Here is a 25,129-nt window from a genome sequence, read left to right as displayed (position 1 = left end):
CCGCGGCCCAGACCCGCTCCTTTTCGGGAGGGGAACTGGTTTCCGTGCGGGCTGCCAGATTTGGATCATCCACGGGTAACGACCTCCAGAGGACCGGCTGTCTTCGTTGACCTCCCTGGCGGGTTCGCGACCGTGGGCGTGTCAAGGTCGCGGACGGGCCATCTCTCCTTGCATGCCGGGGTGGTCGCGGTCTCTCCCAAGACCACGACCACCCACGACTCATCTACAGCAAGCCGGCAGCACGAGCCCAGCGGTACTTGGCACCCAGTACTGCGACAGGCTTCTCCGTTGTGTACGGATACGCAACCACTCCGTTCCGGTACAGGTACTCACTGGCCTCCTCCACCTGCACGTCGCCCGCGAGGGAGGCGACGACCGGCTTGTGGATCCCGTTCGCCCGGTACTCCTCCACGACGTCGACCACGAGCTTCGCGAACACCATCGGAGGCGTGACGATGGTGTGCCAGTAGCCCAGGATCAACGAGTGGATCCGCTCGTCGGCCAGACCGAGCGCGATCGTGTTCCGGTACGTCGAGGGCGGTTCCCCGCCGGTGATGTCGACGGGGTTGCCCGCCGCGCCGAAGGGCGGGATGAACTCCCGGAACGCCGCGTCCAGGTCGTCCGGGATGGTCATCAGGCTGAGTCCGTTGTCCACGCAGGCATCCGAGAGCAGCACGCCCGAGCCGCCCGCGCCGGTGATGATGACGACGTTCTCGCCCTTCGGCGTCGCGAGCAGCGGGATGCCGCGCGCGTACTCCAGCAGGTCGTTCAGGCCGGGGGCGCGGATCACGCCGCTCTGCCTGAGGATGTCGTCGTAGACCCGGTCGTTGCCGGCGAGCGCGCCGGTGTGCGAGCTCGCGGCCTTGGCACCCTGGTCGGTCCGGCCGGCCTTCAGCACGACGACCGGCTTCTTCGCCGAGACGCGTTTCGCCGTTTCCGCGAAGGAACGACCGTCCTTGAGGTCTTCCAGGTGCATCGCGACGAGCTGGGTGTTCGGGTCGGACTCGAAGAACGTCAGCAGGTCGTCCTCGTCGATGTCGGCCTTGTTGCCCACCCCCACGATGGACGAGACGCCCATACCCGCGGAACGGCTGAACCCGAGGATCGCCATGCCGATTCCGCCACTTTGCGACGTGAGGGCGACACCGCCCTTGACGTCGTACGGCGTGCAGAACGTCGCGCTCAGGTTCTCCGGCGTGTAGTAGTAACCGTAGATGTTCGGGCCGAGGATGCGGACGCCGTGCTTGCGCGCGATCTCCACGATCTCGTTCTGCAGCTCGACGTTGCCCGTCTCGCCGAAGCCGGACGGGATCATGATCGCGCCGCCGACGCCCTTGCGGCCGACCTCTTCGAGAGCGGCGGGCACGAACTTGGCCGGGATGGCGAACACCGCGACGTCGACGTCTCCCGGCACGTCGCCGATGCTCGCGAACGCCTTGATGTCGAGGATCTCGTCCGCCTTGGGGTTGATCGGGTAGATCGTGCCCCCGTAGCCGCCGTTGACGAGGTTCTTCATCACCGAGTTGCCGATCTTGCCCTCTTCGTTCGAGGCACCGATCACGGCGATCGCGGACGGCTTCATGATCCGGTTCATCGACGCGAGGATCTCCTCCTGCGTGAACCGGACCGGTTCCTTGGCGGCGTTCTCGTCCACCAGGATGCGGACGTCGACCGCCGTGGCGCCCGACGGCGTGGCGAGCACCGGGTTGAGGTCGACCTCGGCGAGTTGCGGGAAGTCGCTCACCAGGTCGGAGACGCGGTGGATGAGGTCGGCGAGCTTGCCCGCGTCGACTCCCTCGGCACCGCGGACGCCCTTGAGGATCTCGGCGGCCGCGATGCCGTTCACCATGGAGAGCGCTTCCGCGGCGCTGGTGGGCGCCAGCCGGAAGGTGACGTCCTTGAGCACCTCCACGAGGATGCCGCCGAGGCCGAACGCGACGATCTTGCCGAACGTCTCGTCGGTGGTGGCGCCCACGATGACCTCGTGGACCTCGTTGCCGGTCGGGAGCTGCTGCTGGACCTGGACACCGGTGATGTCCGCATCCGCCTTGTGGTTCCCGGCGTTGTGGATGATCGTCCGGTAGCCCTCGGCGACCTCGGCCGCGTTCCGCAGGCCCACCAGCACGCCGCCGGCCTCGGTCTTGTGCAGGATGTCCGGCGAGACGATCTTCAGCACGACCGGGTAGCCGATCTCCTCGGCGAACGCGACGGCGCCCTCCGACGACTTCGCCAGCGCCTCGGCCGGGGTCGCGATGCCGTAGGCGTCGCAGACCCGCTTGCCCTCCGGTGCGGTGAGGGACGACCGTCCCTCGGCCCGCACCTTCGCGAGTACGTTCTCGACCGCGGCGCGGTCGTAGCCGTTGTCCGGCATGGATTTCTTCTCCCTCAAGGATTAGATGACGCCGGCGGCGCGCAGTCCCGCGAGGCGGTCCGCGCTGTAGCCGAGTGCTCCGAGGACCTCGTCGTTGTGCTCACCGAGCAACGGCGGGCGCTGGACCGGCACGTCGTTGTCGGAGAGCTTGAGCGGGTTGCCGACCGTCTTGAACGTGCCGCGCTCGGGGTGCTCGACCTCGACGACGGTGCCCAGCTCGGCGAGCGTCTCGTCCTCGATGATCTCCTTGGTGGACAGGATGGGTCCGCACGGGATGTTGTGGGCGTTGAGCTGGTCCATCACCTCCCACTTGGTGTGCTTCTCCGTCCACTCCTCGATCAGCGCGAACGCCTTGTCCAGTTTGGACAGCCGGACCTCCGGGGTGGCCCAGGCCGGGTCGTCGGCGAGCTCGGGCCTGCCGATCAGCTCGGTCAGCGGGGCCCAGCCGACGGGCTGGATGATCACGTAGATGTAGTCGTTGGGGCCGCCGGGGGCACAGCGCACCGCCCAGCCGGGCTGGCCACCACCGGATGCGTTGCCGGAGCGGGGCACCTCGTCCCCGAACTGCTCGTTCGGGTACTCCCCCAGCGGCCCGTGGGTGAGCCGCTGCTGGTCGCGCAGCTTCACCCGGCACAGGTTGAGGACGGCGTCCTGCATCGCCACCTGGACGCGCTGGCCGCGCCCGGTGTTCGTCCTCTGGTACAGAGCGGCCAGGATCGCGGCCACCAGGTGGATGCCGGTGCCCGAGTCACCGATCTGCGCGCCCGTGGCGAGCGGCGGCCCCTCCTCGAACCCGGTGGTGCTCATCGAGCCGCCCATCGCCTGCGCGATCACCTCGTACGCCTTGAAGTCGGCGTAGCGGCCGGGCCCGAAACCCTTGATCGACGCGTAGACGAGCCGGTCGTTGAGCTCCTGGAGCTTCTCCCACGGGTAGCCGAACCGCTCGACGACGCCGGGGCCGAAGTTCTCGACGAGGACGTCGACGTCGGCGATGAGCTTCTCGAAGACCTCCTTGCCCTCGGGAGACTTCATGTTGAGCGTGATGCTCCGCTTGTTGCAGTTGAGCATCGTGAAGTAGAGACTGTCCACTTCGGGCAGATCGCGCAGCTGCCCGCGGGTGATGTCACCCTTGCCGGGCGTCTCCAGCTTGATGACGTCCGCGCCCAGCCAGGCGAGCAGCTGGGTCGAGGACGGTCCGGATTGGACGTGCGTCATGTCGAGGACTTTGACGCCCTCCAGGGCCTTGGCCATCTCAGCTCACCTACTTGTACATCGTCTGGTTCATGGTCCCGGGCGCGTACACGTCGGGGTCGATCCACACGTTGATCAGCGACGGCTTGCCGGACTCCCGGGCGCGCCGCAGGGCGGGCCCGATGTCCTCGGGGTCGCGGACTTCCTCGCCGTAGCCGCCGAGCATCTTGGCGAACTGGTCGTACTTGACGTCGCCGAGCGTGTTGCCGACGCGCTCGCGTTCCAGCCCGTACTTGGCCGCCTGGCCGTAGCGGATCTGGTTCATCGACGAGTTGTTGCCGACGATGCCGACGAACGGCAGGTCGTAGCGGACCAGCGTCTCGAAGTCCCAGCCGGTGAGGGAGAACGCGCCGTCACCGAAGAGCGCGACGACCTCCTTGTCCGGCCTGGCCAGTTTCGCGGCCAGCACGAACGGGATGCCGACGCCGAGCGTCCCGAGTGGACCGGGGTCCATCCAGTGGCCGGGCGACTTCGGCTGCACGACCTGGCCGGAGAAGGTGACGACGTCGCCTCCGTCGCCGATGTAGATCGAGTCCTCGGTGAGGAAGTCGTTGATCTCGTTGACCAACCGGTACGGGTGGATCGGCCGGTCGTCGGACAGGAGGTGCTCGGCCCGCTTCTGCCGGGCCTTCTCCTCGACCGCCTGCAGTTCCTCGAGCCACACCTTGCGACCCATCGCGCCGTTGTCCTCGCGACCGGACGAGGCCTGCGTGACGGCGGACAGGACCAGGTCGGCGTCACCGACGATGCCGAGGTCGACGTCGCGGTTCTTGCCGACGGTGCGGTAGTCGAGGTCGATCTGGACGACCGTCGCGTTCGCGGAAAGCCTTCGGCCGTAGCCCATCCGGAAGTCGAACGGGGTGCCGACGATCACGATGACGTCGGCGTTGTCGAAGGCGTAGCGGCGCGACAGCTGGAAGTGGTGCGGGTCGCCGGGCGGGAGGGTGCCGCGGCCCGCGCCGTTCATGTAGGCGGGGATGTTGAGCGTGCGCACGAGCTCGATGGCCGAGTCGGTGGCGCGCGTCGTCCACACCTGGCTGCCCAGCAGGATCGCGGGCTTCTTCGCGTTGACCAGGAGGTCCGCGAGCCTCTCGACGTCCGCGGGGTCGCCGAGGCTGCGGGTGGAGGCGCGGTAGTGGCCGGCCTGGGGTACCCGTGCCTGCGAGACGGGCACCTTGGCGTCCAGGACGTCGCGCGGGATCTCCAGGAACGACGGTCCGGGCGCGCCGGCGTTGGCCTCGCGGAACGCCATCGACACCATGTCCGCGATGCGGGCGGTGTGCGGAACGTTCGCCGAGAACTTGGTGATCGGCGTCATCATGTCGACGTGCGGGAGGTCCTGCAGTGAGCCCATCTTGTGCTGGCTCAACGCACCCTGGCCGCCGATCAGCAGCATCGGGCTCTCCGCGCGGAACGCGTTGGCGACGCCCGTGACGGCGTCGGTGGTGCCCGGCCCCGCCGTGACGACGGCACAACCGGGCTTGCCGGTGATGCGGGCGTACCCGTCGGCCGCGTGCGCCGCGACCTGTTCGTGCCGGACGTCGATGACGGCGATGCCCTCGTCCACGCAGCCGTCGTAGATGTCGATGATGTGCCCGCCGCACAGCGTGAAGATGGTGTCGACGCCCTCGGCTTTGAGTGCCTTCGCCACCAGGTGGCCACCAGAGATGGACTCAGGAATCGACTCCGGCTCCGCGGAACTCGTCATCGGCGATCAGCTCCCCTTGGCGCTTCGACTGTAGATTGCATACCGTATGAGGTAGGCATATCGTTACTCCGCTACCAACCGGATGTCCATAGATGGCCGCAAGTTTTCGGCGAGAGGACGTAGACGGTGGATCTTTTCGAACACGAGGCGCGGGACCTCTTCGAGCGCTACGGGGTGCCCGTTCCGCGTGGTTTCGTGGCGGACACTCCTGAGTCCGCGCGCGAGGCAGCCACGAGGCTCGGCGGCACGGTCGTCGTGAAGGCACAGGTGAAGACCGGCGGCCGCGGCAAGGCCGGCGGCATCAAACTCGCTTCGACGCCCGACGAAGCTTTCACGGCGGCCACGGCCATCCTGGGGATGGACATCAAGGGCCACACCGTGCACAAGGTGCTCGTCACCGAGGCGAGCGAGATCGCCGAGGAGTACTACCTGTCGTTCCTGCTCGACCGTGCCAACAGGACGTTCATCGGGATGGCCTCGGCGACGGGCGGCATGGAGATCGAGGAGATGGCGGACTCCATCACCCGGATGCCAGCTTCGTCCTTCGACGCATCTGGAGTGTTTCCCCCGGAAGTTGCTTTGCAGGTCAACGACGTCGCTTCCGCGTTGTGGAAGGTCTTCGTCTCCGAAGACGCGACTCTCGTCGAGGTGAACCCTTTGGCGCGCACCGAGGACGGGCGAATCGTCGCGTTGGACGGGAAAGTGACGCTGGACGACAACGCGTCGTTCCGGCACTCTCGAAGCGCGGACGACGTGCACGGTGACCCGCTGGAGGTGCGGGCCGCCGGGAAGGGGCTGAACTACGTCAAGCTCGACGGCACCGTCGGTGTCATCGGCAACGGCGCGGGCCTCGTCATGTCCACATTGGACGTCGTGGCGCTGGCGGGCGCCGCGCCCGCGAACTTCCTCGACATCGGCGGCGGCGCGTCGGCCCAGGTGATGGCCGACGGCCTCGACGTGATCCTCTCGGACCCGTCGGTCCGCAGCGTGTTCGTGAACGTGTTCGGCGGCATCACCGCGTGCGACGCGGTGGCCAACGGGATCGTGCAGGCCCTGGGGATGCTCGGTGATCGCGCCGACAAGCCGCTGGTGGTGAGGCTCGACGGCAACAACGCCGAGGCGGGCCACCGGATCCTCGACGAGGCACGGCACCCGCTGATCACCGTGGCGCACACGATGGACGACGCGGCCGGCCGTGCCGCCGCCCTCGCTGGTAAGGAGTCCTGATGGCGATCTTCCTCGACGAGAACAGCCGTGTGGTCGTCCAAGGCATGACGGGCGCGGAGGGCACGAAGCACACCCGGCGCATGCTCGCGGCAGGCACGCGGGTGGTCGGCGGTGTGAACGCGCGCAAGGCGGGCACGTCCCTCGACTTCGACGACGTGACGCTGCCGGTGTTCGGCACGGTGACCGAGGCGATGGAGGCGACCGGAGCCACCGTGTCGGTGCTCTTCGTGCCGCCCGCGTTCACCGGTGACGCGGTGATCGAGGCGGTGGACGCGGGCATCGGGCTCGCCGTGGTGATCACCGAAGGCGTCCCGGTCCACGACACGGCCCGGTTCTGGGCGCACGCCGCCGGTTCGTCCACGCGGATCATCGGCCCCAACTGCCCCGGCATCATCAGCCCCGGCAAGTCCAACGCCGGGATCATCCCGGCGGACATCACCAAGCCCGGGTCGATCGGGCTCGTGTCGAAGTCGGGAACGCTGACGTACCAGCTGATGCACGAGCTGAAGGACTTCGGCTTCACCACGTGCGTCGGCATCGGCGGCGACCCGATCGTGGGCACGACGCACATCGACGCGATCGCGGCGTTCGAGGCCGACCCGGAGACCGAGCTGATCGTGATGATCGGGGAGATCGGCGGTGACGCGGAGGAACGAGCGGCGGAGTTCGTGCGGGACAACGTGTCCAAGCCTGTTGTCGGCTACGTGGCCGGGTTCACCGCGCCCGAGGGCAAGACGATGGGGCATGCCGGGGCGATCGTCTCGGGGTCCTCGGGCACGGCGGAGGCCAAGAAGCAGGCGATGGAGGCGGTGGGGATCGAGGTCGGCAGGACGCCGTCCGAGACCGCCGCCCTGGCGCGCGCGATCCTGACCAGCTGAGGTGTCGCAGCGGGTCGGCACCGGTTGACGAGCACGGCGGGTCGCACCGGTTGACGAGTGCGGCGGGTCGCACCGGTTGACGAGTGCGGCGGGTCGGGCACCGGGGATCAGGGCCCGACCCGCCGTGCTCAGCCGACCGGTAGCTCCTCGCGGTCCGTGCCACGCGCGACCGCGGGCAGCTCGGCCGAGCCGTTCTCCGCCCTGTCCCCGATCACCGGCAGCGCCTGCTTCACGAATTTCAGCACGGCCTGCGCGCCGCCCCGGCGCACCTCCTCCAGCACCGGCGGCACCCGCCGCGAGTCCACCAACGCCGACGTCCCGCCGGGTCCCGGCCCGGCGAGGAACGGGGCGTGGACCTGCCGCTGCTCCTCCTCGCGCCGCCACCGGGCCTCGACCGCGACCTTCAGCGCCTCGACGGCCTCGTGCAACGGGTCGAACCGGACCGGCTCGACGGCAACGGTCTCGTCCTGCCCGGCAGCGCAGAACAGCTCAACGCATTCATCAGCGGAAAGCTCCAGCGCGTCGGCCAACGCGCGCACGGTGCCCATCCGCGGATCACAGCGTTCGCCGGTCTCCAGCCCGCGCACCGTGCGCACCCCACCCCGGCACGCCCGGCGACCGCCTCCTGACCGAGCCCCGCCCGCTGCCGCCACTGACGCAGCAGTGACCCGAACCGGCTCGCCAGAACAGCCCCTCAGGCCTGGATGATCAGCGCACCACCGAGACGGCCGTGTCTCGTGGCCGTTCCCGCCCGGTTGGGGGAAGATCGCGGGTGTGCTGACCGAGTGGCTCCACGCCGTTCCGCCGTTGCTGGTCTACCTGGTGGTAGGCCTGGTGGTCGGCGTCGAGAGCATGGGGATCCCGCTGCCGGGCGAGGTCGTGCTGGTCGCGGCGGCGCTGATGGCGTCGCACCACGACGGGATCTCACCGCTCTGGGTCGGCGTCGCCGCGTCGGCCGGGGCGATCATCGGCGACAGCGCCGGGTACGCGCTGGGCAAGCGGTTCGGCGAGCGGATCTTCGGCTGGGCGGGTGAGAAGTTCCCCGGCCACTTCAGCCAGGACAAGGTCGAGAAGGCCCAGGCGCTGTTCCAGAGGCACGGCGCCTGGGCGGTCTTCTTCGGCCGGTTCGTGGCGTTGCTGCGGATCCTGTCGGGTCCGCTCGCGGCCACGATGGGCATGCACTACGGGAAGTTCCTGCTGGCCAACGCAGCGGGCGGCGTTGCGTGGGCCGGCGGCACGACCGCGGCCGTCTACTTCGTCGGAGAGGCCGCCGAGCACTACCTCGCGGAGTTCTCGTGGATCGCGCTGCTGGTCGTGCTGCTCGCGGTCATCGGGTTCAGCGTCCGAGCCCGGCTCCGCCGTTCACACCGATGACCTGGGCGGTGATGTGCCCGGCCTCCGGCGTGGTCAGGAACGTGATCGCCGCGGCGACGTCGGCGGGCGTGCCCGCGCGGCCGTTCGCCGGGTTGCCGACGAGCTTCCTGCGCCGTTCCTCCGACAGCGTCCCGCCGAAGAACTCGGTGTCCTCGACGACACCGGGCGACACGACGTTGACCGTGATCCCCCTGGCCCCCAGGGCGAACGCGAGGTCCGCCGTCCACGCCTCGACCGCGGACTTGGCCGCCCCGTACGCACCCGAGCCGCGCCGCCCGGCGATCGACCCGAGCGTCACCACGCGGGCGTTGTCGGCCAGGCGCGGTTCCAGCGCGGTCGTCACGAGGACCGCGCTGATCACGTTGGACTCGTAGTTCGCGAGCCACAGGTTCTTCACGTCGGTCAGGTTCCGCGGCGCGGGCAGGCGCCGGGTCATGTTGCCGCCCGCGTTGTTCACCAGGACGTCCACAGTGGACGGCAGGTCGCTCAGCGCCGCCTCCACCGAATCCGGGTCCGCCGCGTCGAACACGACCGCCCGCGCGCCGATCTCCTCCGCCGCCGCCTTCAGGACGTCCTCCCGGCGTCCCGTGACCACCACTTCGAGGCCCTGCTCGACGAGCCGGGCCGCCACCGCCCTGCCGATGCCCGTGCCGCCGCCGGTCACCACTGCTGTTCGCGTCATGCGGTCCTTCATAACAGCGGAACACATGCAGGTCGATCGGCTTGTCAGCCCCTACCGGTTCATGTCTGTGACTAGGCTGCTCACACCCGACTCCGCTGGGGAGAATCACATGGAAACCCGCACTCTTGACACAGACGGCGCGACCATCACGTACGACGTGAGCGGCTCCGGTGGCCGTCCGCTGATGATGATCGGCCAGCCGATGGACGCCAGCGGGTTCACCGCGCTGCGCGCCCAGTTCCCCGACCGCACCGTCATCACCTACGACCCGCGCGGCCTCGGCCGCAGCACCCGTTCGGACGGTCGCACCGACAACACGCCGCAGATCCAGGCGGGTGACGTGCACGCGGTGATCGAGGCCGTGGGCGGACCGGTCGACCTGTTCGCGTCCAGCGGCGGCGCGGTCACGGCGCTGGAACTCGTCGCGGCCTACCCGAACGACGTCGTCACGCTCGTCGCGCACGAACCGCCCCTGATCGACGTGCTGCCCGACGCGGCCGCCGCGCGCAAGGCCCGTGACGCCTTCATGGACGCCTACCAGGCCAAGGGCCAAGGCGCCGGCATGGCGGCGTTCATCCACATGAGCTCGTACCAGGGCGAGTACACCGACGAGTACTTCGCGTTGCCGCTGCCCGATCCCGCGCAGTTCGGCATGCCGGCGGAGGACGACGGCAAGCGCGACGACCCGTTGCTCGGCACCGCCTCGCTCGCCATCACCGACTACCACCCCCGCGTCGACGACCTGGCCGCCGCGCCCACGCGGATCGTGATCGCCGTGGGCGAGGAGACCGGTGACGCGTTCACCGCGCGCACGGCCGTCCACACGGCACGGTTGCTCGGCCAGGAGGCCGTCGTGTTCCCCAGCCACCACGGCGGGTTCATCGGCGGCGAGTTCGGCTACGCGGGCAAGCCGGAGGAGTTCGCGGTCAAGCTCCGCGAGGTGCTCGGCTGAGGACGACGTCGGCGGCCCGCCCGGCGCCGCCGCTGTCGTGGATCGCGGCACGCATCCGGTCGAGGTTCCGCCGGATCGTGCCGTCGGCGGCCACCCGGTCGACGGCCGCGCGCAGGTCCGCGTGGTCGTCGACCCGTTCGCCCAGGCCGAGTTCGGCGACGCGGTCGGCGTTCGCGGCCTGTTCCGGCGTCTGCGGGACGACGACCAGCGGCACGCCCGCGTGCAGCGCCTCCATCGTGGAGTTCATGCCGCCGTGGCTGATGAACGCCCTGGCGTGCTTCAGCACCGCGGGCTGCGGGAACCACGGCCGCACGTCGGCGTGCCCGGTCCCCTCGACGTCGCGCGCGGTCATCGCCACCTGCCACGCGCCGTCGCCGAACTGGTCGAGGCAGGCCCGGTAGAAGCCGGCGTCGCTCAGCACCGAGCCGAGCGAGACGAACACCAGCGGCACGTCGTCCCTGCGCGGCCGCCACTCCTCGTCGGCCCGCTCCCCCAGCACCGGGCCGACGAAGTGGAACGAGTCGTCGAACGTCTCCTGACGTGGCTGGAACTCGCGTGGCACGAACACGATGCTGCACGCCTCGGGCGCCTCGATCGTGCTCGGGATGTCGAGGTCGACGTCGTGTTCGGCGACGAACTCCGCCAGGTCGTCGGCGATGTGGCGCGCGACGTTCGCGTCCATGAGGTTGTAATGCGCGTTGGACGCGGTGTGCGGCACCGTGCGCACAGCCTGCACACCCAGTGCGCGCGCGATCAGCCGCGCGGGCCAGTTGGTGGAGTCGTAGACGACCAGGTCGGGCCGCGCGGCCCGGCAGTGGTCGAGCAGGACCGGGTAGGTCGCGGCCATCGCCTTGAAGTAGTGCGGAAATCACTCGTCGATCGGGTTGGCGGTGACGGGCCGGAAGCCGGGCAGCGCGGGGAGTTCCCCCCACCGCGCGCCCGCTCCGGTCACCGCCTCCGCGTGTTCGGCGCCGGTCGCGTACTCGACCTCGGCACCCCGTGCGGCCAGTTCCGCGACGACTGCGAGGGTCGGCGTGACGTGACCATGACCTGCGAGCGTGACGAACAGGATCCCCATTGCCCTGATCCTGCCGAACGCGCGCAACCGATTCAGCGCAGGAACGCCTCGACCACCTCGGCGACGCGCAGGCCGCTCGCGAAGTCCGCGAGGTCCCGCGGGTGCTCGCCCTTCACCGCCTGGGCGAAGAGCGTGAGCCGGGAGTAGTCCGACCCGGTCTGCTCCAGCGGCACCCGTTCCCACGCGCCACCGTCCGAAGTGGACAGCAACGCCCACTGGTCGAGGCGCAGCGACCGCTCGGTGCCCCAGGCGGTCCACTCGTAGACCTCGGGCCCGGCGAGCCCGGAGAACGCCGACACGTGCACCGGCACGCCACTGCCCCGCAACACCCCTCGCGCGGCGACCTCGGCCTCACCGGGACCGGGGAAGTCCGACGACACCGACTCGACCGTGAGCGGCCCGAGCACCCGATCCGTGAGGTAGACGAAGTGCGACAACACCTCGCGCACGAACCCGCCCTGCTCGGACCGGGACAGCCAGGTGGCGTCGGCCTGGAAGGCACGCGGCCACACCGGGAACTGCAACCGGATCTCGACGCCCCGCAGCGTGCCCGACTCCGGGAGCCTGCGTTCGATCTCGACCGTCGCGGCCATGTCCGACAGGGCGAAGTTCACCGCGTTCGGCCGTCCGGCGGCCGCGTCCGCCATCGCGCGGGCCTCGTCCAGGCCGACGGCCAGGGGCTTCTCGCAGAACACCGCCTTGCCCGCGGCGAACGCCTTCAGCACCAGCCCGGCGTGCGAGGCGGGCGGCGTCGAGACGTACACGGCGTCCACTTCGGACAGGACGTCGTCGAGGTTCGTGACGACCGGGACGTCGAGCGCCTTGGGTGCGACGTCGACGCCCGCGACCACGGTGTACTCGGGATGTGCCTGCGCCGCCGTCAGCATCCGGGTGCCCATGGCTCCCAGGCCGACGACGGCGAGGCGAATCGGGTCAGCGATCATGCGCCTATTCTGCCGGTGCCCACGCCTTCGACAGCTTCACCCGTGCGCCGGTCTGCAGCAGCGAGCCGGTGTAGAGGCGGGACGCGACCAGCAGCATCGCCACGACGGTGGCGGCGAGGACGGCCAGCGAGAGCACCGCCTCCCACGCCGCCGCCTGCTGGGAGAACAGCCGGACGGGCATCGCGACACCGGCCGTGAACGGCACGAACGACATCACCTTGAGCACCGTCGGGTTCTCGTAGAAGAACTGCACGCCGAAGTACGGGCCCATCACCGCGATCATCACGAGGCCCATGGTCGAGCCGAGGTCCTCCTGGCGGCTGACCAGCGCGCCCGCGACCGCCCACATCGACGAGATCAGCACGAACCCGAACATCAGGAACGGCACGAACCAGCCCAGCGCGGGCGCGACCACCCCCAGCAGGGTGCCGAGATCGGCCACCCGCAACGCGATCGGTGCCACCAGCGCCAGCACCACGACCTGGCCGAGGGTGAGGATCGTGTGCCCGAGGATCTTGCCGGCGAGCAACGCCCGGACCGGGACCGTCGACACGAGGATCTCCACGATCCGCGTCTGCTTCTCGGTCACGGTGCTCTGCGCGATGGCCGCGCCGCCCATGCCGAACATGAGGAACACCAGCCCGAACACGATCACCGTGACCGAACGCTGGGCCGAGGTCACCGCCGACGGGTCGAGCAGCTCGACCGGGGGCGACTCGACGAGCTGGCGGATCACGTCGTTGGGCGGGTCGTTGAGCGCGAGGACCTTGATGCCGGCGCCGTCGGGCACGATCGCGGCCTCGACGTCGTCGGCCCTGACCAGGTCGGCCGCTTCCTCGACGGTGGCGACCTGCTGGACGTCGAGTGCCTTGCCCTGCACCGCCTGCGCGGCCGACCCGACCGCGGCGACCTTGGGGTCGTCCCCGCCGAACACGGTCGGCAGCACGGTGAGCGCGAACAACGCGACGATGGTGAAGGCGAAGCCGATCCAGAAGCCCTTGGTGGTCACCAGGGTCTTCATCTCGCGTTCGGCGACGAGCCACGTCGCCTGACCGAAGGAGGCGCGGGCCATGTCAGATCACTTCCTTGAAGATCTCGTCGAGCGTGGGCACGACCGGGGTGAACGAGCGCACCTCGCCGCGGTCGAGAGCGGCCCGCAGCACCTGCTGGGGTTCCGCCTCGAAGACCGCGCGCGGGCCGTCGAGCTCGAGGATCTGAGCGCCGGGCACGTCCCGCACCCAGCCCGCGTCCTCCGCGACGACGATCTCGTAGCGGCTGCCCGCGTGCCGGGCGCGCAGGTCCTCCCGCGACCCGTTGGCCACGATCCGCCCCTTCGAGATGATCACGACGTCGTCGCAGAGCCGTTCCACGATGGCCAGCTGGTGGCTCGAGAACAGCACCGGAACCCCGGCGGCGGCGCGCTTGCGCAACACGTCCAGCACGGTCTCGACGGCGATCGGGTCGAGGCCGGAGAACGGCTCGTCGAGGATCAGCACGGCCGGGTCGTGCACCAGCGCGGCCGCGATCTGCACGCGCTGCTGGTTGCCGAGCGACAACTCCTCCAGCCGGTCGTTCGCCCGGCCGGTCAGCTCCAGGTCCTCCAGGAGCGCGTCGGTGTTGCGCTGCGCGGTCTCGCGGTCGACGCCGTGCAACCGCGCGAGCCAGGTGATCTGCTCGCGCACCTTCATCTTCGGGTAGAGGCCGCGTTCCTCCGGCATGTAACCGAAGTCGGGCCTGCTCTGCGGCGTGAGCTCCTGACCGTTCCAGCTCACCGCACCCCCGTGCGCGGCGAGCACCCCCAGCACGATGCGCATCGTGGTCGTCTTGCCCGACCCGTTGGCGCCCAGGAAGCCCGTCATCCGGCCGGGCCGGACGTCGAAGCTCACCTCGTCCAGCACCTTGTGATCGCCGAAGCTCCGGCTGATCCCCCTGACAGTCAACATGGGAGGAACGGTAGAGCGCGGCGTTCAAGATCGCGTCCGCCGCGCGGCATCATCCTCGCGGAGGACCCCTTCCGGGCTAACGTGCGCGCATGACGACCTTCCGGCTGGCCGCCTACGCGGTGAGCATCCAGAACGACCGCGTACTGCTCGTCCGTTGTACCTCGGCGTTCGACGAGGGCCACCGGTCGTTGCCCGGTGGTGCCGTGGAGCACGGCGAGGACCCGATCGACGCGGTCGTGCGGGAGGTGCTGGAGGAGACCGGGTGCGCCGCCGAGGTCGAACGGCTGCTCGGCGTCGACTCGCGGGTCATCCCCGCCGAGGAGCGGCACATGCCGGAGAAGGGCGTGCACCAGAACATCGGCGTCTTCTACCAGGTCCGGATCACCGGCGAACCGCGACCGGAACCGAACGGCGCGACGATCGATCCTGTGTGGACACCGCTCGCGGACGTTCCCTCGTTGCGCCGGGCGGCCCTCGTCGACGTCGGTCTGGCGCTGGCGGCGGGGAGGCCGCCGACCGGGCACGTCGCCGCGGTCCCGGTCGGCGGCCTGGTCATCCACTAGCGGGCACTGGCCGTGACTCCGAGCCGGTGGCCGCCGGTGTAGACGTTCATCGAGGAGCCTCTGAGGAACCCCACCAGCGTCACGCCCATCTCCTCGGCGAGGTCGGCGGCGAGCGACGACGGCGCGGACACCGCGGTGAGCACCGGGATCCCGGCCATGACGGCCTTCTGCACGAGTTCGAACGATGCCCTGCCGCTGACCATCAGCACGGTGCCGGTGAGCGGCAGGCGTCCGTTGCGGGTGGCCCAGCCGACGACCTTGTCGACTGCGTTGTGCCGGCCGACGTCCTCGCGCAGGCACAGCAGGGTGCCCTTCTCGTCGAACAGCCCGGCGGCGTGCAGACCGCCGGTGCGGTCGAAGACCCGTTGCGCGGCGCGGAGTTTCGTCGGGAACTCGGTGATCAGCTTCGGGTCGAGGCGGATCGGGTCGTTCGCCACCTGCCAGGACGCCGTGGTGCGCACCGCGTCGAGGCTCGCCTTGCCGCACAGGCCGCATGACGAGGTGGTGTAGAAGTTGCGCTCGATGCTCGGGTCCGGCGGCGCGACGCCCGCGCCGAGACCGACGTCGAGGACGTTGTAGGTGTTGCCGCCGTCGGCCGTCGCGCCCGCGCAGTAGCGGATCGACGCGATGTCGGACGGGGCCCGCACCACGCCCTCGCTGACGAGGAACCCGGCGGCGAGGTCGAAGTCGTCACCCGGCGTGCGCATGGTCACGGCGAGGGACCTGCCCCGCACGCGAATCTCCAGCGGTTCCTCGACCGCCAGCGTGTCCGGCCGCGCGGTGGCCGCGTCGTCCACCAGCCGCACCACGCGCCGCCTGCTCGTCACCCGTCCCACGTGTTTCCTCCTTTTCGGCCGCCTCCCTGCAGATGGCGACGCACTCGTCGAGCAGGCGCCGCAACACCTCGTCCCCGGACAACGCCCTGACCGCCCTGGCCACCACCCAGTCGCGCGGCCACCACCTCAGGGCGACGATCCCGGCCCTCCTCGTGCAGTGCGTTACCAGCCGGTGGGTGGACGCCTCCCGCGTGCCGATCACCCTGGTGGCGAACGGGAGGAGCCTGCGCCGTCCCTCCTCCGTGGACTGGTCGTTCACGCACCGCGCCACGCACGCCAGCACCGGGTGCACGCAGGCGGGCCGGTCCGACCACACCTCACCGGCGAGCACCGACGTGAGTTCCATCAGGCAACAGCCGTCGGCGGGCGTCCGGTGCCAGCCCCTGGCGAGCCGGGGCACCCGGCTCACAGCCGCGGCCTTCCCGGCTGTGACAGGTGCCTGCTCAGCACCGCGCCCGCGAGCCCCAGCACACCGGCCGCTGTGAACGCGAACACCGGCCCCTGCGACGCGAGCACGACCGCCGCGATCAACGCCCCCGCGGCCTTCGCCGTGTAGAGCACGCCGAAGTTCTGCGCCCCGTTGATCTCCCCGAAGTACTCGCGGCTGACCCCGACCAGCAACGAGTAGCAGCACCCCGTGCCCAGGCCCGCGAGCGTCGCGCCGATGATCAGGCCCACGACGTTCTGCGAGTACAGCAACACGAACTGCGCCAGCCCACCCGTCGCCAACGTCCAGACGAGCGCCTTGCGCCGCCCGATCCGTTCGGAGATCCACCCGACCAGCACCCGCCCGGTACCGGTGGCGGCCGCGAGCGTCGCCAACGCGACCACACCGAGCGTCCGGTCGCCCACGAACAACGGCAGGTACACCAGGTCGTACAGCGACACCGCCGCCGCGAACGCCACCCCGCCGTACAGCCACCAGAACGTGCCGCACCGCATGGCCTCGTGCGTGCGGAACTCCTTGAGCGCACTGCGGTTCGGCACCCTCGCGCGGTCCAGCGCCCACTCGCGCGGCGCGATGTGCGGCGGCCACCAGTGCTCGGGCGGATCCTTCATCACCGCACCCGCCACCAGCGTGACGACGGCGATGACGACCCCGGCCTGCGTCAGGAACCCGCCGCCGAAGTAGGCCCCCGCGGCCAGCACGAACGGCACCGACCCGTAAGCGAACGCACCGCTGACGAACGCCACCTTTCGCGTGACCTTCTCCGGGTACCACCGGACAACGGTGCTCAGGCAGGTCGCGTACACCAGCCCGGCCCCCACGCCGCCGAGGATCGAGTACCCGACGAGCTGCCCCTGCCCGAGCGTCACCAGCCCGGCACCGCACAGCACCGCGCCGATCCACAGGGCGCCGGTGGACGTGAGCCGTTTCTGTTCCCTGAGCCACGCCACCGGGAACGCCGTGCCCGCCTGGCACACCGTCCACAGGGCCAGGGCCCAGAACAACTCCGGCACGCTCCACCGGTCCTGCCACTGCGGGATCAGCGCCCCGAACCCGTACTGCCCGACACCGGCCGCCAGCATGGCCGCCCAGGCGGCCCACAGCACGGTGCGGCGAGAGCGCCCCGACACCTCGACGTCGGACTCCCCCACCCGGTAGAGCCTGCCGACGTGATCACGGACATAAGTCGCGACTGGCATGCCCTTCACCCCGTCCCGAGGATTGCATACAGTATTCGGTAGGCTATACCACGGGAGCCCTGATGAACATGCCCTGGAAGCTCGCCCGCCAGACAGCACGCCGCGCGGCGAAGCCGTTGGACGCGGTCGAACTGCCCCTGCCCGACTCCCTCGGCCTGGCCCTGGCGTCCGCGGTGCGGGCGCTGGCCAGCCAGCCGACCTGCGACACCTCGGCGATGGACGGCTACGCCGTGTGCGGGGCCGGGCCCTGGGCGGTGGTGGGGCGGGTGGCGGCGGGTGAGCCGGTTCCGCAGGCCGTTCTACCGGCCGGAGAAGCGTTCGGCGTGGCCACGGGAGCACCGGTCCCACCAGGCACGGCGTCCGTCATCCCGGTGGAACTCTGCGTCCTCGACGGCAACTCCTTGCACCACGCCGTGGCTGCGCCGCGAGCCTCAGGGCAGGCGCCCGCCGCTCGGCACAGCCCTCCCCGCCCCTCCTCCCCACCGCTCCCGCCAGGCAAGCACATCCGCCGCCGCGGCGAGGACTGGTCAGCGGGCGACGAACTCGTCCCCGCCGGCTCCCCCATCACCCCCGCCCTCCTCGGCCTGGCCTCCGCCGCCGGCCACGACACCGTCCTGGCCCACCGCCGCCCGAGGGTCGCCGTGATCGTCACCGGCGACGAACTCCTGCACAGCGGCCCACCCACCCCTGGCCGCGTCCGCGACGCCATCGGCCCGATGCTCCCCGGCCTGCTCAGCAGGGCCGACCTCCTCGGCACCACCTACCTGCGCGACGACCCGGCCGCCCTCGCCGACGCCCTCACCGCCGACAGCGCCGACGTCCTGATCACCTGCGGCGCCACCTCCCAGGGCCCGGCCGACCACCTGCGCGGCGTGCTCCAAGACCTCGGAGCCGAGGTCCTCGTCAGCGGGGTCGCCTGCCGCCCCGGCCACCCGATGCTGCTGGCAGCGCTCGCTGACGGCAGGTGCGTCGTGGGCCTGCCCGGCAACCCGTTCGCCGCCTACGCCGCCGTGCTCACGTTGCTGCACCCGCTGCTCGACGCCCTCGGCGGCCACGCCTCCGCACCGGCGATCACGGCCCACCTCAACGATGTGAGCGCTCACCCGAGCGACACCCGACTGGTCCCCGTCACCAGGAACGGCAGCACGGCGCACCCCGTCGGACACGACCGGCCGGGATCGTTGTGGGGTGCGGCGATGGCGGACGCGCTCGCCGTCGTGCCACCCGGTCACGAAGGTGGAGAGGTGGAGCTCATTTCCGCGAACGCCAGCTGACCTTCGACGACCCCGCCTCCGGTGCGTCCTTCACGACGGTGCGCACCGGCAGGCCGAGGAAGTCACCGAAGCGCTCCACGTGGGCGGCGAGGCGGTCCACGTCGAAGCCGGGCAACGGGCGGAGTTCGACGTCCACCGAGGTCTTCTTCAACACGCGCCGCCACAGCCCGGCGATCTGGCCGTCCTCGATGATGGTCGCGTAGAACATGCCGTTGTACGTGGAGATCGGGATCTCGTCGTAGCGCTCGAAGAACGCCGCGCGGTCCTTGTAGCCGATCACCAGCTCGTCGTAGGCGGGCAGCAGGTACGCGCCCGAGCCCGGCGCGAGGTCGGCGGGCAGCCAGTACTCCTTGCCGTCGAAGGATTCGCAGACCAGCGACGACTTCACCGCGTCCAGGCCGCGGGACGCCTCGCGGACGCCGATGCCGCACCAGTTCGCGAAGTCCGCCAGCGTCGCCGGGCCGTGGCTGCCGAAGAACCGACCGGCCAGCACGGCCAACGCCTCGTCGCCTTCCAGCGAGCGCTGCCGTGGCGCCCATTCGTCGAGCAGCACGAAGGTCTGCTCCTTGCCGCGCGGCGGCCCCGGAACGACCAGCCCCTCCTGGGCGAGGTGGATGAACGTGAAGTAGCTCTGCTGCCGGTCGTCCGGGATGCCGACGCCCGCCATCAGGTCGATCATCTCGCGCCGCGTGAGACAGCCGCCGCCGGTCAGCGCCTCGACGAACGTCTTGCGCGCCAACGACATGAGCTCGGGCGTCATGTGGTGGTACGCCCACGCCTTGGGCGTCAGCCGGGCCAGGTCACGTGCGCCGAACAGCCCGAGCATCCACCGGACGTCCTCGGCCAGGACGTAGTGGATCGTGCCGCGCATCAGCCACGTGCGGACGACGCGCCCGGACTGCAACGCCTCCTCGACGTCGGCCAGCCGCCCCGCCCCGGTGCGCAGGCCGATCGCCCACAGCGACTGGCCGTAGTCCTGGCCCTGCATCGCGCCGAGTGAACGCACGACGTCCTCCGCCGACTGGAGCCGCCCGATGTTGCCGAGGCGCAGCGCCGCGATGTCCATCGGGCCAGTCTGGCCGAGGGCGCTCCAGTCCCGCTCAAGCGGGCCAGCAGCCGGTGTAGCCCTCCGCGAGGAACCTCGAGCCCGCCTCCGACCCGGTCACGGACCTCAGCTCGCCGAGTTGCCGGCGCACGTCGAAGTCCGTCGCCCCGGGCAACGCGTGCAGCATCGTCGTCATCCAGTAGGAGAAGTGCTGCGCCTTCCACACCCTGGCCAGCGCCCGCGGCCCGTACTCGTCGAGCGCGTCCCGGTCGTTCTTGAGCAACGCGCGTTCGACGACCTCGCTGAGCACGCGCACATCGGCGAGCGCCAGGTTCAGGCCCTTCGCCCCGGTCGGCGGCACGGTGTGCGCGGCGTCCCCGGCGAGCAGCAGGTTCCCGTACCGCATGGGTTCCGCGACGAACGACCGGAACCGCAGCACGGTCCGTTCGGTGATCGGGCCCTCCTTGAGCGTGAACCCGTCCGGCCCCGCGACCCTGGCCTGGAGCTCCTCCCAGATCCGGTCGTCGGACCACACCGCCGCGTCGGTCTCCGGGCCGCACTGGAAGTACATCCGCTGGTGCGTCTCCGTGCGCTGGCTGATCAACGCGAACCCGCGCGGCGAGTGCGCGTACACCAGTTCCTCGGCGCTGCGCGGTGCCTGGGTGATGATGCCGAACCAGGCGAACGGGTACTCGCGGAAGCTGAACGTGCGCAACGCCTCCGGCACCTGGTCGCGGCAGATCGACCGCGAGCCGTCCGCCCCCACGAGCAGGTCGCACCGGACCTCCTGGGCCACGCCGTCGCTGTCCACGAACCGGATCGCGGGCGCATCGACGTCCACGCACGTGTCCCGGACACCGAACCGCACGTCCCCGCCGTCACGTGAGCGGGCGTTCGCGAGGTCGACGAACACGTCGGTCTGCGGGTACAGCCACACCGACTCACCCACCAGCGCGCGGAAGTCGATCCGGTGGCTCTCGCCGCCGAACCGCAGGTCGATCCCCTCGTGCGGATGCCCGTCCCGCAGCACCCGGTCCGACACCCCGGTGTCCGCCAGCAGCCGCGCGCTGTCCGCCTCCAGGATGCCCGCCCGGACGGTGTTCTCGATCTCCAGGCGCGTTCTGTTGTCGATCACAACGCTGTCGATCCCGTTGAGCGACAACAGGTGCGACAACATCAGCCCCGCCGGGCCGGCCCCGACGATCCCGACCTGCGTGCGCGTCATCATGAACGTTCCTCCCGCAACACCCGCCGCGCCACGGAGAACGCGTGATTGGCCGCGGGAACCCCGCAGTAGACGGCACTCTGCAAGATCACCTCAGCGATCTCGTCCTCGCTCAACCCGTTCCGCACGGCCGCCGCGACGTGCAACCTCAGCTCGTCCCAGTGCCCGTGCGCGATCAACGCCGTCAACGTGATCGCACTCCGCATCCGCCGGTCCAGTCCTGGGCGGGTCCACACCTCGCCCCACGCGTACTTCGTGATGAACTCCTGGAAGTCCCGCGTGAACGCGTCCGGTGCACCAGCCCGGTCGACGTGCGCGTCCCCCAGGACCTCACGCCGCACCTTCATGCCGTCGTCGTAAGACACCGCATCTCCTCCAGCAACACCCGCGCCACCAGTTCCGGGGCCTCCACGGGCGGCAGGTGCCCGCATCCGGCCAGCACCAGGTCGGCGCCGTCCAACGGCACCACCACGTCGTGCTCCCCCACCAACACCCGCACGGGGATCACCGCGTCCGGAGCCTCGAACTCCGCCAACGCCTCGCAGGCGCGGGCGTAGGACTCGTCGTCCACCTCAGCAAGCTCACGCAACAACCCACCGGCGACGTCCGGCGCACGTGCGATGAAGCCGGGCGCGAACCACCGCTGCGCCGACCCGTCCACCATCACCGGTGTGCCGGCCCGCCGCACCACCGCCGCCCGATCCCGCCACATCTGCGGCGTCCCGATGCGCCGCGCCGCCCCGATGGTCACCACGCCGCCGAACGGCCCCCGGTCGCGCGAGGCCAGCTCGAAGCCGACCGCACCGCCGAACGACACCCCGGCGTACCCGGTGGGCCGCCCTCCTGCCAGTGCGACGGTGTGAGCGCTCACCTCGTCCGCGACGTCCGCCACAGTGAACGCGGTGCCGGCGGGCTTCCCGTTGCCGTGACCGGGCAGGTCCCACCCGATGACCTCGACCTCCGGCCCGAGCACCCGCGCGCACGCCCGCCACAGCCGGGCCACCGAGGTGCCGAGCGACGGACCGACCACGAGCAACCGCTCGGAGTCCTCCGCCCCGGCGAGCCTCGTCAGGCTGAGTTCCACGCGTGCCACCTCTTCACCACGTCGTCCACGAACGCCTCCGCGCTGCCCAGGTAAGCCGCCGGATCCGTGCCGCCGCCCCGTTCCGCCAGCAACTCCCCGGCGGCCTCAGAAGCCCGGCGCGCCATCACGTCCGCGTGCACTTCCAGCCCTTCCACCAGTTCGGCGGCCTGTGACGACGCCACCACCGCCAACTCCAGCAACGCCCGCAGCGCGGGCCACTCCGCGTGCCACGCGCCGTCCGGCCGCTCGTCCACCGCCCGCGCCGCGCACAGGTGCAGCTGCGCCCCGAGCCCGGGAGCCTGCAGGGCCGCGCTGTTCACCAGCACCGACAGCACGGGGTTGCGCTTCTGCGGCATGGTCGACGACCCGCCACGCCCGGCCACGAACCCCTCGCGCACCTCCCCGATCTCCGGCCGCCCCAGCGTCAGCACGTCCGCCGCCAGCACCCCGAGCCCGTCGCAGACCCGCACCAGCGCGTCACCGAGGCGCGTGACCGGCGCCCGGTAGGTGTGCCAGGGCATTCCGGGCCACGCCAGCCCCAGGTGCGCCGCAAACGCTGCCGCGGCACCGGGATCCGCGACGCGCGACAACGTTCCGGCAGCGCCACCGCACTGCACGGGCAGGCCGCGCGCCACGGTCGCCAACTCCTCCGAGGAGTCCAGCACGGCGACCAGCCAGCGCGCGGCCTTGAGGCCGAAGGTGATCGGCACGGCGAACTGCGTCAACGTCCGCCCCGCCATGACGCTCGACCGGTGCTCCGCCGCCAGCGCGGCCAGAGCCGTCCCCACCCGCGTCAGATCGGCCGACACGCGCGCCACAGCGTTGCGCGCCAACAACATGAAGGCGGAGTCGAGGACGTCCTGGCTGGTGAGTCCGGTGTGGACGGGATCGGACACCTTCGCGCGCAACGCCGACACCAACGGCAGCACCGGGTTGCCGGCCGCCTCGACCTCCACCGGATCCAGCGACGGAACCCAGTCACCCAGGGACAACGAGGAGCCGAGCACACGCGCCCAGGCGACCTCCACGTCGAGCATCGCCCGCACGAGGGCGTCGTCGTCGAAGAGGCCGGAGGCACGATGAGATCCAGGAAGCATGGTCACGTCCGGGGGAACTTGAAGAACGTCGTCTCGGACGGCCCCTGCAGGTGGACGTCGAACCGCAGCCGCCCGTCCGGCTCCCGCTCCGCCACCAGCCCGTCGACCGCGGTCTCGGCACCGGGCAGGTAGATGCGCGTGAACAACCGGTCGAGCAGGCCGCGGGCGAACAGCGTCACCGCGAAGAACGGCAGCCCGGGCTCCACGGTGCTGAACCAGTAGTGACCGGCGCCGTCGGTGCAGGACCGGCCCCACCCGGTGAACGCGGCACCCCGGCGGCGCAACGACCCGCCGACGCGCGGCACGACCCCGGCCGCGTCGGACTGCCGGATCTCGATCATCGCGTCCGGCACGACCGCACCGGCGCCGTCGAAGACGTACCCGTGCAGCACCACGGACCCGGCCGAGCCGAACGGCACCAGTTCCGAGTCGCCGGGGAACGCCAGGGCGTGGTGGAAGAACGGGCCCACGGTCTGGCCGGGAGTCGAGTCAGTCATCGGACGGCTCCAGGTAGGTCGCGTGGCTGCCGGTCAGCACGATGTCCCAGCGGTAGCCGAGCAACCACTCGTGCTCGGACCGCGCGTGGTCGTAGGACGCGATCAGCCGCGCCAGCGCGGCGGGGTCGGTGATGGACTGGGCGATCGGGTCCAGGGCCAGCAGCTGGTCGCCGGGGAAGTACATCTGCGTGATCAGCCGTTGGGTGAAGTCCGTGCCGAACAAGGAGAAGTGAACGTGCGCAGGGCGCCAGGCGTTGTGGTGGTTGCGCCACGGGTAGGGGCCCGGCTTGATCGTCGTGAACGAGTACCAGCCGTCGTCGTCGGTCAGGCAGCGGCCGACGCCGGTGAAGTTCGGGTCGAGCGGCGCGGGGTGCTGGTCGCCCTGGTGCGAGTAGCGGCCCGCCGCGTTGGCCTGCCAGATCTCCACGAGCTGGCGGCGCACCGGACGGCCGTCGCCGTCGAGCACGCGGCCGTGCACCCGCATCCGCTCGCCGATCGGCTCGCCGCCGCGCTGCACGGTCAGATCAGCCTCGACGGCGGCCACGTCGGAGTGACCGAACACCGGCGCGAGCAGCTCGGCGCCCTCGGGGTCGACGTGCCGCGGCTCCTTGGTGGGGTGGCGCAGGAGCGTGCTGCGGTACGGCGCGAAGTCCAGCAGCGGCGCACCCTCCGGTGAGTCTGCCTGGATCTTCGCGATCTCGTCGCTGATCTCGTGCTGGCTGGCTGTCACGTGATCGAACGCTAGGCAAACCACCCGGTCCGAGTCGATGCCGCTTTCCATCCACCGGAAAGGTCGGCGTTCACTTGACGGTACGGAGACGACCGCTCATATTGGAGGTGTGCCCAGGGCAAGTGTGCGAGAGCAGATCGTCGACGCCGCGTTCGAGCAGTTCCACCGGCACGGCTACAACGCGTGCGGGGTCAAGCTGATCACCGACAGCGCCGGCGTGCCCAAGGGCTCGTTCTACAACCACTTCGAGAGCAAGGAAGCACTCGCTCTCGTGATCATGGACCGCTACGGCGAGACCCGGCACCTCGACGTGCTGCGCACCCCGAAGACCGCGCCGCTCACCCGGCTGCGCCACCACTTCGAGGCGCTGGCGCAGGACATCGCCGACGTCGGCTACGAACGCGGCTGCGTCTTCGGCAACTTCAGCACCGAGGCCGCCGACCACATCCCCGCCATCCGCGCCGGCGTCCAGGCCGCCTTCGGCCACTGGGCCGAGGCGATCGCGGCGACCCTCCGCGAGGCCCAGCAGGACAGGTCGCTGGCGAGCACCCAGGACGCGGACACGCTGGCCAGGTTCCTGCTGAACGCCTGGGAAGGCGCCATCGTCGGTGAACGCGCCGCCAAGGACGGGGCGTCGTTCGCCGCGTTCTTCACGATCGCGTTCGAGACCGTCCTGCGCTGAGCCCACCCACCCGGCGCACGAACACGACCCATCGCCCGTAT

At 70.5% G+C, this 25,129-nt stretch carries 26 protein-coding genes; 7 read left to right on the top strand and 19 right to left on the bottom strand.

What is annotated here, in order from left to right:
* Nucleotides 1-223 precede the first annotated feature (223 nt).
* Genes QSK25_RS03135 through QSK25_RS03125 form a run of 3 tightly spaced genes read right to left on the bottom strand, consistent with a single transcriptional unit; the run spans nucleotide 224 to nucleotide 5,330 of the window.
* Nucleotides 224-2,371: an acetate--CoA ligase family protein gene (locus tag QSK25_RS03135; protein ID WP_285632986.1), complete on the bottom strand. Its 2,148-nt coding sequence runs from the start codon at nucleotides 2,369-2,371 to the stop codon at nucleotides 224-226.
* Nucleotides 2,372-2,392: 21 nt separating this feature from the next.
* Nucleotides 2,393-3,622: a formyl-CoA transferase gene (gene frc, locus QSK25_RS03130; RefSeq protein WP_285632228.1), complete on the bottom strand. Its 1,230-nt coding sequence runs from the start codon at nucleotides 3,620-3,622 to the stop codon at nucleotides 2,393-2,395.
* Between the two features lie 10 nt (nucleotides 3,623-3,632).
* A complete protein-coding gene (locus tag QSK25_RS03125) occupies nucleotides 3,633-5,330 on the bottom strand; it encodes a thiamine pyrophosphate-binding protein (RefSeq protein ID WP_285632225.1) in 1,698 nt (565 codons plus the stop codon).
* Between the two features lie 126 nt (nucleotides 5,331-5,456).
* Here QSK25_RS03125 and sucC point away from each other — a divergent pair, with 126 nt between their 5' ends.
* On the top strand, nucleotides 5,457-6,557 hold the full coding sequence (gene sucC / locus QSK25_RS03120) for an ADP-forming succinate--CoA ligase subunit beta (protein ID WP_285632222.1): 1,101 nt from the start codon (nucleotides 5,457-5,459) through the stop codon (nucleotides 6,555-6,557).
* Nucleotides 6,557-7,435 (top strand): succinate--CoA ligase subunit alpha, encoded by an 879-nt coding sequence (sucD, locus tag QSK25_RS03115; RefSeq protein ID WP_285632219.1) that lies wholly within the window; start codon nucleotides 6,557-6,559, stop codon nucleotides 7,433-7,435. The genes sucC and sucD overlap by 1 nt, the downstream gene beginning before the upstream one ends.
* Nucleotides 7,436-7,563: 128 nt before the next feature.
* On the opposite strand, the gene QSK25_RS03110 is transcribed toward sucD, so the two are convergent.
* A complete protein-coding gene (locus QSK25_RS03110; RefSeq protein WP_285632215.1) occupies nucleotides 7,564-8,031 on the bottom strand; it encodes a hypothetical protein in 468 nt (155 codons plus the stop codon).
* A 178-nt stretch (nucleotides 8,032-8,209) separates the two neighbouring features.
* Here QSK25_RS03110 and QSK25_RS03105 point away from each other — a divergent pair, with 178 nt between their 5' ends.
* A complete protein-coding gene (locus tag QSK25_RS03105; protein ID WP_285632212.1) occupies nucleotides 8,210-8,809 on the top strand; it encodes a DedA family protein in 600 nt (199 codons plus the stop codon).
* Here QSK25_RS03105 and QSK25_RS03100 read toward each other — a convergent pair.
* Entirely contained in the window at nucleotides 8,772-9,491 is a 720-nt protein-coding gene (locus QSK25_RS03100) for an SDR family NAD(P)-dependent oxidoreductase (RefSeq protein WP_285632208.1), read from the bottom strand. The two genes, QSK25_RS03105 and QSK25_RS03100, sit on opposite strands and share 38 nt — an antisense overlap.
* A gap of 109 nt (nucleotides 9,492-9,600) precedes the next feature.
* Here QSK25_RS03100 and QSK25_RS03095 point away from each other — a divergent pair, with 109 nt between their 5' ends.
* Nucleotides 9,601-10,443, top strand: a complete 843-nt coding sequence (locus QSK25_RS03095; protein WP_285632205.1) for an alpha/beta fold hydrolase — start codon at nucleotides 9,601-9,603, stop codon at nucleotides 10,441-10,443.
* Here QSK25_RS03095 and QSK25_RS03090 read toward each other — a convergent pair.
* The 5 genes from QSK25_RS03090 to QSK25_RS03070 are packed head-to-tail and all read right to left on the bottom strand — an operon-like array spanning nucleotide 10,418 to nucleotide 14,408.
* Nucleotides 10,418-11,290, bottom strand: a complete 873-nt coding sequence (locus QSK25_RS03090) for a nucleotide disphospho-sugar-binding domain-containing protein (protein WP_285632202.1) — start codon at nucleotides 11,288-11,290, stop codon at nucleotides 10,418-10,420. The genes QSK25_RS03095 and QSK25_RS03090 overlap by 26 nt on opposite strands.
* Before the next feature lie 21 nt (nucleotides 11,291-11,311).
* Entirely contained in the window at nucleotides 11,312-11,521 is a 210-nt protein-coding gene (locus QSK25_RS03085) for a hypothetical protein (protein ID WP_285632199.1), read from the bottom strand.
* Nucleotides 11,522-11,553: 32 nt separating this feature from the next.
* The gene (locus QSK25_RS03080) at nucleotides 11,554-12,465 is read right to left on the bottom strand and encodes a Gfo/Idh/MocA family protein (RefSeq protein WP_285632196.1); all 912 of its coding nucleotides are present in this window, start codon (nucleotides 12,463-12,465) and stop codon (nucleotides 11,554-11,556) included.
* Nucleotides 12,466-12,469: 4 nt separating this feature from the next.
* Nucleotides 12,470-13,537 (bottom strand): ABC transporter permease, encoded by a 1,068-nt coding sequence (locus QSK25_RS03075; protein WP_285632192.1) that lies wholly within the window; start codon nucleotides 13,535-13,537, stop codon nucleotides 12,470-12,472.
* A gap of 1 nt (nucleotide 13,538) precedes the next feature.
* Nucleotides 13,539-14,408 (bottom strand): ABC transporter ATP-binding protein, encoded by an 870-nt coding sequence (locus QSK25_RS03070; protein WP_285632189.1) that lies wholly within the window; start codon nucleotides 14,406-14,408, stop codon nucleotides 13,539-13,541.
* 89 nt (nucleotides 14,409-14,497) lie between these two features.
* On the opposite strand from QSK25_RS03070, the gene QSK25_RS03065 reads away from it, so the two are divergent.
* Nucleotides 14,498-14,971: an NUDIX hydrolase gene (locus tag QSK25_RS03065; protein ID WP_285632187.1), complete on the top strand. Its 474-nt coding sequence runs from the start codon at nucleotides 14,498-14,500 to the stop codon at nucleotides 14,969-14,971.
* Here the strand turns inward: QSK25_RS03065 and fdhD are convergent.
* Both fdhD and QSK25_RS03055 read right to left on the bottom strand, forming a co-directional pair.
* Nucleotides 14,968-15,807, bottom strand: coding sequence for a formate dehydrogenase accessory sulfurtransferase FdhD (gene fdhD, locus QSK25_RS03060; protein ID WP_285632185.1), 840 nt, complete (start codon nucleotides 15,805-15,807; stop codon nucleotides 14,968-14,970). The genes QSK25_RS03065 and fdhD overlap by 4 nt on opposite strands.
* A 405-nt stretch (nucleotides 15,808-16,212) precedes the next feature.
* Nucleotides 16,213-17,454 (bottom strand): MFS transporter, encoded by a 1,242-nt coding sequence (locus QSK25_RS03055; protein ID WP_285632183.1) that lies wholly within the window; start codon nucleotides 17,452-17,454, stop codon nucleotides 16,213-16,215.
* Between the two features lie 62 nt (nucleotides 17,455-17,516).
* Here QSK25_RS03055 and QSK25_RS03050 point away from each other — a divergent pair, with 62 nt between their 5' ends.
* Nucleotides 17,517-18,728 (top strand): molybdopterin molybdotransferase MoeA, encoded by a 1,212-nt coding sequence (locus tag QSK25_RS03050; protein ID WP_285632180.1) that lies wholly within the window; start codon nucleotides 17,517-17,519, stop codon nucleotides 18,726-18,728.
* Here the strand turns inward: QSK25_RS03050 and QSK25_RS03045 are convergent.
* The 7 genes from QSK25_RS03045 to pcaH are packed head-to-tail and all read right to left on the bottom strand — an operon-like array spanning nucleotide 18,706 to nucleotide 24,406.
* On the bottom strand, nucleotides 18,706-19,794 hold the full coding sequence (locus QSK25_RS03045) for a winged helix DNA-binding domain-containing protein (protein WP_285632177.1): 1,089 nt from the start codon (nucleotides 19,792-19,794) through the stop codon (nucleotides 18,706-18,708). The two genes, QSK25_RS03050 and QSK25_RS03045, sit on opposite strands and share 23 nt — an antisense overlap.
* A 34-nt stretch (nucleotides 19,795-19,828) precedes the next feature.
* Nucleotides 19,829-21,001, bottom strand: coding sequence for a 4-hydroxybenzoate 3-monooxygenase (locus QSK25_RS03040; protein WP_285632174.1), 1,173 nt, complete (start codon nucleotides 20,999-21,001; stop codon nucleotides 19,829-19,831).
* Nucleotides 20,998-21,345, bottom strand: a complete 348-nt coding sequence (locus QSK25_RS03035; RefSeq protein WP_285632982.1) for a carboxymuconolactone decarboxylase family protein — start codon at nucleotides 21,343-21,345, stop codon at nucleotides 20,998-21,000. The genes QSK25_RS03040 and QSK25_RS03035 overlap by 4 nt, the downstream gene beginning before the upstream one ends.
* Nucleotides 21,342-22,082 (bottom strand): alpha/beta fold hydrolase, encoded by a 741-nt coding sequence (locus tag QSK25_RS03030; protein ID WP_285632171.1) that lies wholly within the window; start codon nucleotides 22,080-22,082, stop codon nucleotides 21,342-21,344. Before QSK25_RS03030 ends, QSK25_RS03035 begins: the two co-directional genes overlap by 4 nt.
* Nucleotides 22,067-23,179, bottom strand: a complete 1,113-nt coding sequence (locus QSK25_RS03025; protein WP_285632979.1) for a lyase family protein — start codon at nucleotides 23,177-23,179, stop codon at nucleotides 22,067-22,069. The genes QSK25_RS03030 and QSK25_RS03025 overlap by 16 nt, the downstream gene beginning before the upstream one ends.
* Before the next feature lie 2 nt (nucleotides 23,180-23,181).
* A complete protein-coding gene (locus QSK25_RS03020) occupies nucleotides 23,182-23,676 on the bottom strand; it encodes a peptidase associated/transthyretin-like domain-containing protein (RefSeq protein WP_285632168.1) in 495 nt (164 codons plus the stop codon).
* Nucleotides 23,669-24,406, bottom strand: a complete 738-nt coding sequence (gene pcaH / locus QSK25_RS03015) for a protocatechuate 3,4-dioxygenase subunit beta (RefSeq protein ID WP_502881796.1) — start codon at nucleotides 24,404-24,406, stop codon at nucleotides 23,669-23,671. The genes QSK25_RS03020 and pcaH overlap by 8 nt, the downstream gene beginning before the upstream one ends.
* 124 nt (nucleotides 24,407-24,530) lie before the next feature.
* On the opposite strand from pcaH, the gene QSK25_RS03010 reads away from it, so the two are divergent.
* Nucleotides 24,531-25,088 (top strand): TetR/AcrR family transcriptional regulator, encoded by a 558-nt coding sequence (locus tag QSK25_RS03010; RefSeq protein WP_285632165.1) that lies wholly within the window; start codon nucleotides 24,531-24,533, stop codon nucleotides 25,086-25,088.
* The last annotated feature ends 41 nt before the right edge of the window (nucleotides 25,089-25,129 follow it).

This window comes from Lentzea sp. NBRC 102530 (assembly GCF_030269365.1).
In the GTDB taxonomy this organism is placed as follows: Bacteria; Actinomycetota; Actinomycetes; order Mycobacteriales; family Pseudonocardiaceae; genus Lentzea.
This window is presented reverse-complemented; position numbering and strand designations above follow the sequence as displayed.

Coding starts and splice junctions, on each gene's coding strand:
- QSK25_RS03135 (WP_285632986.1), bottom strand. CDS start 2,371: ATGCCGGACAACGGCTACGACCGCGCCGCGGTCGAGAACGTACTCGCG.
- frc (WP_285632228.1), bottom strand. CDS start 3,622: ATGGCCAAGGCCCTGGAGGGCGTCAAAGTCCTCGACATGACGCACGTC.
- QSK25_RS03125 (WP_285632225.1), bottom strand. CDS start 5,330: ATGACGAGTTCCGCGGAGCCGGAGTCGATTCCTGAGTCCATCTCTGGT.
- sucD (WP_285632219.1), top strand. CDS start 6,557: ATGGCGATCTTCCTCGACGAGAACAGCCGTGTGGTCGTCCAAGGCATG.
- QSK25_RS03100 (WP_285632208.1), bottom strand. CDS start 9,491: ATGACGCGAACAGCAGTGGTGACCGGCGGCGGCACGGGCATCGGCAGG.
- QSK25_RS03095 (WP_285632205.1), top strand. CDS start 9,601: ATGGAAACCCGCACTCTTGACACAGACGGCGCGACCATCACGTACGAC.
- QSK25_RS03090 (WP_285632202.1), bottom strand. CDS start 11,290: ATGGCCGCGACCTACCCGGTCCTGCTCGACCACTGCCGGGCCGCGCGG.
- QSK25_RS03085 (WP_285632199.1), bottom strand. CDS start 11,521: ATGGGGATCCTGTTCGTCACGCTCGCAGGTCATGGTCACGTCACGCCG.
- QSK25_RS03080 (WP_285632196.1), bottom strand. CDS start 12,465: ATGATCGCTGACCCGATTCGCCTCGCCGTCGTCGGCCTGGGAGCCATG.
- QSK25_RS03075 (WP_285632192.1), bottom strand. CDS start 13,537: ATGGCCCGCGCCTCCTTCGGTCAGGCGACGTGGCTCGTCGCCGAACGC.
- QSK25_RS03070 (WP_285632189.1), bottom strand. CDS start 14,408: ATGTTGACTGTCAGGGGGATCAGCCGGAGCTTCGGCGATCACAAGGTG.
- QSK25_RS03065 (WP_285632187.1), top strand. CDS start 14,498: ATGACGACCTTCCGGCTGGCCGCCTACGCGGTGAGCATCCAGAACGAC.
- QSK25_RS03055 (WP_285632183.1), bottom strand. CDS start 17,454: ATGCCAGTCGCGACTTATGTCCGTGATCACGTCGGCAGGCTCTACCGG.
- QSK25_RS03050 (WP_285632180.1), top strand. CDS start 17,517: ATGAACATGCCCTGGAAGCTCGCCCGCCAGACAGCACGCCGCGCGGCG.
- QSK25_RS03045 (WP_285632177.1), bottom strand. CDS start 19,794: ATGGACATCGCGGCGCTGCGCCTCGGCAACATCGGGCGGCTCCAGTCG.
- QSK25_RS03040 (WP_285632174.1), bottom strand. CDS start 21,001: ATGATGACGCGCACGCAGGTCGGGATCGTCGGGGCCGGCCCGGCGGGG.
- QSK25_RS03035 (WP_285632982.1), bottom strand. CDS start 21,345: ATGAAGGTGCGGCGTGAGGTCCTGGGGGACGCGCACGTCGACCGGGCT.
- QSK25_RS03025 (WP_285632979.1), bottom strand. CDS start 23,179: ATGCTTCCTGGATCTCATCGTGCCTCCGGCCTCTTCGACGACGACGCC.
- QSK25_RS03020 (WP_285632168.1), bottom strand. CDS start 23,676: ATGACTGACTCGACTCCCGGCCAGACCGTGGGCCCGTTCTTCCACCAC.